The organism is Pseudoalteromonas sp. SG41-5 (assembly GCF_014164495.1).
Classification (GTDB): domain Bacteria; phylum Pseudomonadota; class Gammaproteobacteria; order Enterobacterales; family Alteromonadaceae; genus Pseudoalteromonas; species Pseudoalteromonas rhizosphaerae.
Genome location: NZ_JACJFH010000161.1, coordinates 1 through 5,040, shown reverse-complemented (window position 1 = coordinate 5,040; position 5,040 = coordinate 1). Strand labels below are relative to the sequence as shown.

The 5,040-nt window shown below is 37.0% G+C and carries 11 protein-coding genes; all 11 read right to left on the bottom strand.

Translation table 11 applies throughout. The features are described from left to right. Positions 1 to 382: 382 nt before the first annotated feature. Positions 383 to 1,294 carry an endonuclease gene (locus tag H5232_RS22080; RefSeq protein ID WP_182758734.1) on the bottom strand — a complete coding sequence of 304 codons (912 nt, stop codon included), beginning with the start codon at positions 1,292 to 1,294 and terminating at the stop codon, positions 383 to 385. A gap of 233 nt (positions 1,295 to 1,527) precedes the next feature. Further along, entirely contained in the window at positions 1,528 to 1,839 is a 312-nt protein-coding gene (locus tag H5232_RS22075; protein ID WP_182758733.1) for an antitoxin Xre/MbcA/ParS toxin-binding domain-containing protein, read from the bottom strand. Next, the gene (locus H5232_RS22070; protein WP_182758732.1) at positions 1,840 to 2,037 is read right to left on the bottom strand and encodes a hypothetical protein; all 198 of its coding nucleotides are present in this window, start codon (positions 2,035 to 2,037) and stop codon (positions 1,840 to 1,842) included. It lies immediately after the preceding gene. A 16-nt stretch (positions 2,038 to 2,053) separates the two neighbouring features. Further along, a complete protein-coding gene (locus H5232_RS22065) occupies positions 2,054 to 2,449 on the bottom strand; it encodes a hypothetical protein (protein WP_182758731.1) in 396 nt (131 codons plus the stop codon). A 42-nt stretch (positions 2,450 to 2,491) separates the two neighbouring features. Beyond that, on the bottom strand, positions 2,492 to 2,695 hold the full coding sequence (locus H5232_RS22060; protein WP_182759069.1) for a hypothetical protein: 204 nt from the start codon (positions 2,693 to 2,695) through the stop codon (positions 2,492 to 2,494). Positions 2,696 to 2,744: 49 nt separating this feature from the next. Then, positions 2,745 to 2,960 (bottom strand): hypothetical protein, encoded by a 216-nt coding sequence (locus tag H5232_RS22055; protein ID WP_182760186.1) that lies wholly within the window; start codon positions 2,958 to 2,960, stop codon positions 2,745 to 2,747. Positions 2,961 to 2,978: 18 nt separating this feature from the next. Continuing rightward, a complete protein-coding gene (locus tag H5232_RS22050) occupies positions 2,979 to 3,215 on the bottom strand; it encodes a hypothetical protein (RefSeq protein ID WP_182760187.1) in 237 nt (78 codons plus the stop codon). A 28-nt stretch (positions 3,216 to 3,243) separates the two neighbouring features. Then, positions 3,244 to 3,969: a hypothetical protein gene (locus tag H5232_RS22045; protein ID WP_182760188.1), complete on the bottom strand. Its 726-nt coding sequence runs from the start codon at positions 3,967 to 3,969 to the stop codon at positions 3,244 to 3,246. Positions 3,970 to 4,063: 94 nt separating this feature from the next. Continuing rightward, positions 4,064 to 4,375 carry a helix-turn-helix domain-containing protein gene (locus tag H5232_RS22040; protein ID WP_182760189.1) on the bottom strand — a complete coding sequence of 104 codons (312 nt, stop codon included), beginning with the start codon at positions 4,373 to 4,375 and terminating at the stop codon, positions 4,064 to 4,066. 72 nt (positions 4,376 to 4,447) lie between these two features. Continuing rightward, on the bottom strand, positions 4,448 to 4,783 hold the full coding sequence (locus H5232_RS22035) for a type II toxin-antitoxin system RelE/ParE family toxin (protein ID WP_024589339.1): 336 nt from the start codon (positions 4,781 to 4,783) through the stop codon (positions 4,448 to 4,450). 25 nt (positions 4,784 to 4,808) lie between these two features. Beyond that, positions 4,809 to 5,040: tyrosine-type recombinase/integrase (locus H5232_RS22030; RefSeq protein ID WP_182831524.1), on the bottom strand; the 232-nt coding region annotated here is incomplete at its 5' end.

Below are 5,040 nucleotides of genomic sequence, written 5' to 3'. Positions count from 1 at the left end.
AATTGCTTCGCATTTTCTGTTTGGGATATTAACCAAACCGAATCAAGTGCATGACACCAGCCCGGTGATAACTTTATCTCATCGTATAGCGCACTGTAGCTTTGCCCAGATTTATTTAAATCATAAGTTACACAAAAAACTGCCATAGAAACTCCTCAATATAAAATACACTAAAAACATTTAATTAGTTGTAAATATTATTACTTATCTAAAATAACAACTTCTTTTGGTGCCTTCTTTATTGCTTAAAATAGCAATATTTCATCTAAACATTCTGCTCCGATTTTATCCTTTCAAGAATAATTATTGTGACACTTATAAGGTTCTCTTCTTCGAAGCTATGACACACTAACCGACTGTTCTAACCATCCATCCACGAGTTTCATTTGCTGCATAATTCTGCGACGATTGAGTTACTATACCCTTGCGCTTTTTTGATCCGTAAATTTCGTTTACACTCCCATTCATCTATCGGATCACTTTCATTCCACTCCTGCATCATTTGCATAACGTCATGATCCAACGATACACCATACATCTGAACCATATACAAATACACGCGAGCGATGTCTCCTCGTACCTTCTCTGCTGGTTCGGCTGTATCAGAGTCAAAATTCACTTCAAAGTCACATTGGCCATAATTACGAGTCTCACCGGTAATTATAGAAAACTGAAAGTTTGACCGATCTGCATTTAATTCTCCAACGGCTGGCGCCAAATTAACCAAGTCATCATGAACACGACGAAAAGTAGGCACGGTTTCATATGCGCAATCACGACCTGTTAGGTATTTACCATTAGGTTTTTGACATTCTGAGTAGTTTTCTTGGTTCTTCCATTGATCTAACTCGCCACCAATTATATAAGCCGGCATAATATGCTCCCACTCTATTCTTGATACACGTGCATTCGGTTTACCAGAGCTAGTAATTGGATTGCGGGGAGTATAGCCACACGACAATGCATCAATCATTGTTTCATGGGTATTACTATCATTGTCAGTATCATCTATGTCGTCAAAAACAAAGTCACACTGACAATAAAAAGTCACATTATAGTCGTAATAAACTTCTCTTTCGGCTTTGGATTTTGCGTTACTAAAGCTAGTTGCATAGTTTTCAGGCAAAGGAGGGAGTTGTATTCTAGTAGTAACGCTATCGCTTATTTCATTATGGCAATGGTAATCATTATTCACTTTATCAGTGTGGCAACCTTCGGCGTTTGTTCTACCACTATGAGATTGAACTGAAAAAGCAGCTATGATCAAAACAAATAGTACGAATTTATATATCACAATGACTTCCCTGAAAGTTATTTTTTAGTTCCTAAAACATTTTCAATCATTAAGTTAGTATATTTTAAATATAAAAGCCAGCCGATAGAATGAGAGTTCACTGGTCATCTAGCTAAGTATACTGACTGATGCCTTTGTGTGCTTGAGGTGGCAGTTAACGTGTACTAGTGTGATGATCATTGAGGGGATTTTCACGGTCTAATTCACCTGCGACTTTATCCCTATTACACAGGTTATAAATTATTTTGCAGTGCATCAATGCGTTTCGCTACTTCTTTGAGCTCTAGAAACCCTCCATTTTCAATTACCTCTAGAGGCGAACGACCTGCAAAAAAATCATTATTGTTTCTCATTTTCATAAACTTCCTGACATTTTCGGGGTTGCTAAACATATGCCGTAATGCGTGGTGAATATTTAATAGACAGCTAATACGTTCTAATTGCTCGTTGCTGAGCTTCACAGTCTCAGGAGCCGCCTTAAATTTATCATAAGAAGTTTTTGAGAGCTTAAGTATACATTGAGCTTGCTCAGAACTGTTTTCCAACTAAACTTTATTGAGCTTGTTTAGCTCATTACCAATTGCGATGTAGTGATCACCCGTAAGCTCGTCATGTGAGCATTTCGACATAAAAGACCAGGCATCATCAAAAGGTGTCATTTGCTCAAAATAGCCAATTAACTTACCGTTAAAATATGCTTCTTTTGCACCTGTATTTATATTTGTTTTAACTTCAATCGTCATGGCCTGAAATCCAACTTCACTTACGATTTCTTAAAACATCACTTCTTGATAAGCCAATAGCGCCCAAAACATCATCCAACGGCAAACTAGCCTTTGCCTCAGCAATCGGCTTCTTACCTAAATTTTTAGCTATTAGCACATGAATTAACTTATCAGCCTCAAATACACCAATGCCCAATCTACACGAACTAGGCCAAGCTTTTTTAGCTTCATATTTACGTACTTTCATAGCTAATGAGGCCTTGCTGGCTCTATAACCCCTCAATTGGTGTGAATCTTCTATCACCCACTCATTTGATTGATAACTTATAACAGTATGCAGTGTTGGCTTAGGGTTTAATTTTGGGTTAGTCAATTCATATAGCTTAGTTAAATCATCTTTATCCAATAATCTACGTTCATATTCAGCCATACCTTTCTCCACTCGATAAATTTAAAGCCCACCATATTCCAATTAGTCTTTCATGCCGTTGGCAATCAAAACCTTTATATCATCAAAAGCATTTAATCCACTTAAAATTGAACAAATGAAAACGCTCACTTGAAATATAGTTACATACATTTCTTTTGATTCAGGTATTGTTTTTAACAATGGGAATAAAAATACCAAAGCGCCCATGATGATGAAAAATATGAACATAAAAATATGTGTAGTCATGTTTAACCCCCGTATTCCAATGATTGCCTTAGTTTACCAAGTAATATAATTATGGTTGGTATTTGGCTGTGAGCTCTTTTTCCATAAACTCTTTTTGTTTTATTAGTTGCTCCCGCTCTTCACCTTGCGCATGCACAATGCGTGTTTGTAACTCTGTTATCTCTTGCTTTAAGCTGTTCAAGCCTGGGTTGTTATCTTCTTTAGCTTTGATAGCTTTATTAAGCGATGAAACTCTTGCGCAGTGTTGTTTTTGATGGCTATTCATTCAAAATCTCCTGTTATGTTATCGGCAAACCTGCTGGATGTAGTCTTTTATTAACCGGTTAAAATCGCTTCCGGCCTTAATATCTTCACCGCTTACAACTTGGTTAAAGCTTAATTCTAAATACGCAGTTAGTTCTTTGTCCATGCCATCGATAACAGAGCGAGCAAAATTAATAAATTCTTCAACGCTCAATTCAATGCCTTGCATTTTTGCAGCAGCTAAATGAAGGCCTGTAAAATCAACATCTATTTCCATAAATCACTCCCGTACTCCAATGTTAGAGTTATATTGCTACAGATACTAACTTGTCCAAACAATGGAGAATGTTTATGACGATATCGTTCTGTCGCTTGAACTCATTCTCTATGAAAGGAATTGCATTAGTTTCTGAGAATTTTTCCGTTCCTCCAGGTTCAGTTTCAACCTCTTCGAAGATGAACTGGTAACGCTCTTTGTCCTTTTCCTTTAAATTGAAGTGGGATTGCGCCCTTACTATAATTGAATGCTTAGTTTGATTGCTCAGCCTGCAGAGGTGTTTATAGTCAGAGTTATTGGTGAGCTGACCTAAAAGAGATAATAGCTCCAAAGACTCTGGGAATTTTTTAAGCTTCTCTTTTACATTGTACAAGGAAACTCTTGAGGGGGTTATCCATGTACTATCGTTATGGTTAAGACATAGGCCAAGGTAAATTACAAACCCCACTATGTCTGAGCACGAATGTAACGTTCTAACAATAGCGATAATATTAGCTCTACAAGCAAGTGTAAATTCAAAATCTTTTTTATTCACCTCGGTATCTACACTGAACCTAGATCTAAATAAACTACTTTCTGTAGGGTTATTCCGCATATGCTCATCAAGCAAAGCATGCAATGTACGGTAGTGGTAGCTGCATAGCATTTGAGTTTCAGCTATAGAACTAATTGCCCTATCCAATTTTGATATATCATTTTCTGATTGCTTATCTTGAGCATAGTGAAGCAGAGTTTCTCTATTCCAGCTTTCCATTTGGTTTACTCCATTAACTTTTCGGTAAATGTATATCAATGAATTGCGGCTTCGTTAAAATGCATTCTTGCCCACCTCGTTATAAGTATTTCAATTAGTGTGCTTTAACGGCTTCAACAGCCATTGTTAACTGGTCATCTGCAAAGGACGGTTTAAAGCGAAAACCAATTCGATACAAACAAGTCATTAACTTATCAATGCTGAATTTATCAATTCGGCCATTTACCAAATCGCTTACGCGAGGTTGAGTTAGCCCTAATTGAACCCCTGCATCGGCCTGTGACCAATTTTTAGCATTGATAATGTCACGAATAACAATCATCAGATCTGAGCGCGTCTGTAATTCAGAGGCTTCTGCTTTATCTTCGGTTATTGCATCAAAGATATTTGAGTATTCAAGATTCATCTTAACAACCTTATTGTTTAACTTATCATCACTATATATCAGCGTTGATATATATACAAGCACTGATATAATTTATTTGTTCAATTCTTTTTGCATGAGTTTGTAGCGCTTTTTCGCTGTGTCCATTGCCTGTTTGTCTACCCCGTTAGTGGTTTTGGTAAATGAGTGCAAAATAAAAACAGTGTCAGCAAACTTTGCAACGTAAATCGTTCGATATGCTGGTCTGCCGTTCTCTATCAGCTCAACCGCACCAATACCAACACTTTCTTTTAAGTGCTTAAACTTGCTAAATGGCTCTTTGTTTTGACAAATAGCGTTTAAATCATTTGCAAAGCGCTTTTGAATTTTATCGGGCAACGCTAGAAACTCTTTTTTTGATTGATTGTTTATAAACTTAAATTTTTTCAACTGGCTAATGTCCTTCTAAGATCATTTATTCTTTTATTCCTAGTGGCGGCACTGACTTATACAAGTTATTCAGTGCATCAGTTAATCGCTGTGGATCAGGGATGATGTATGTATCAGTCATATCATCACTAACATGGCCTATAGCCATTTGTATAACGTCATAATCGACACCAGCATCAGATAGTAGGCTGGCGGTACTTTTACGCCCTGAGTGGCTTGAGCCTTGTTTAAAGCCGCAACTCTTAAACAGGTTTCTA

Coding starts and splice junctions, on each gene's coding strand:
- H5232_RS22050 (WP_182760187.1), bottom strand. CDS start 3,215: ATGGAAATAGATGTTGATTTTACAGGCCTTCATTTAGCTGCTGCAAAA.
- H5232_RS22055 (WP_182760186.1), bottom strand. CDS start 2,960: ATGAATAGCCATCAAAAACAACACTGCGCAAGAGTTTCATCGCTTAAT.
- H5232_RS22060 (WP_182759069.1), bottom strand. CDS start 2,695: ATGACTACACATATTTTTATGTTCATATTTTTCATCATCATGGGCGCT.
- H5232_RS22040 (WP_182760189.1), bottom strand. CDS start 4,375: ATGAATCTTGAATACTCAAATATCTTTGATGCAATAACCGAAGATAAA.
- H5232_RS22070 (WP_182758732.1), bottom strand. CDS start 2,037: ATGACGATTGAAGTTAAAACAAATATAAATACAGGTGCAAAAGAAGCA.
- H5232_RS22065 (WP_182758731.1), bottom strand. CDS start 2,449: ATGGCTGAATATGAACGTAGATTATTGGATAAAGATGATTTAACTAAG.
- H5232_RS22045 (WP_182760188.1), bottom strand. CDS start 3,969: ATGGAAAGCTGGAATAGAGAAACTCTGCTTCACTATGCTCAAGATAAG.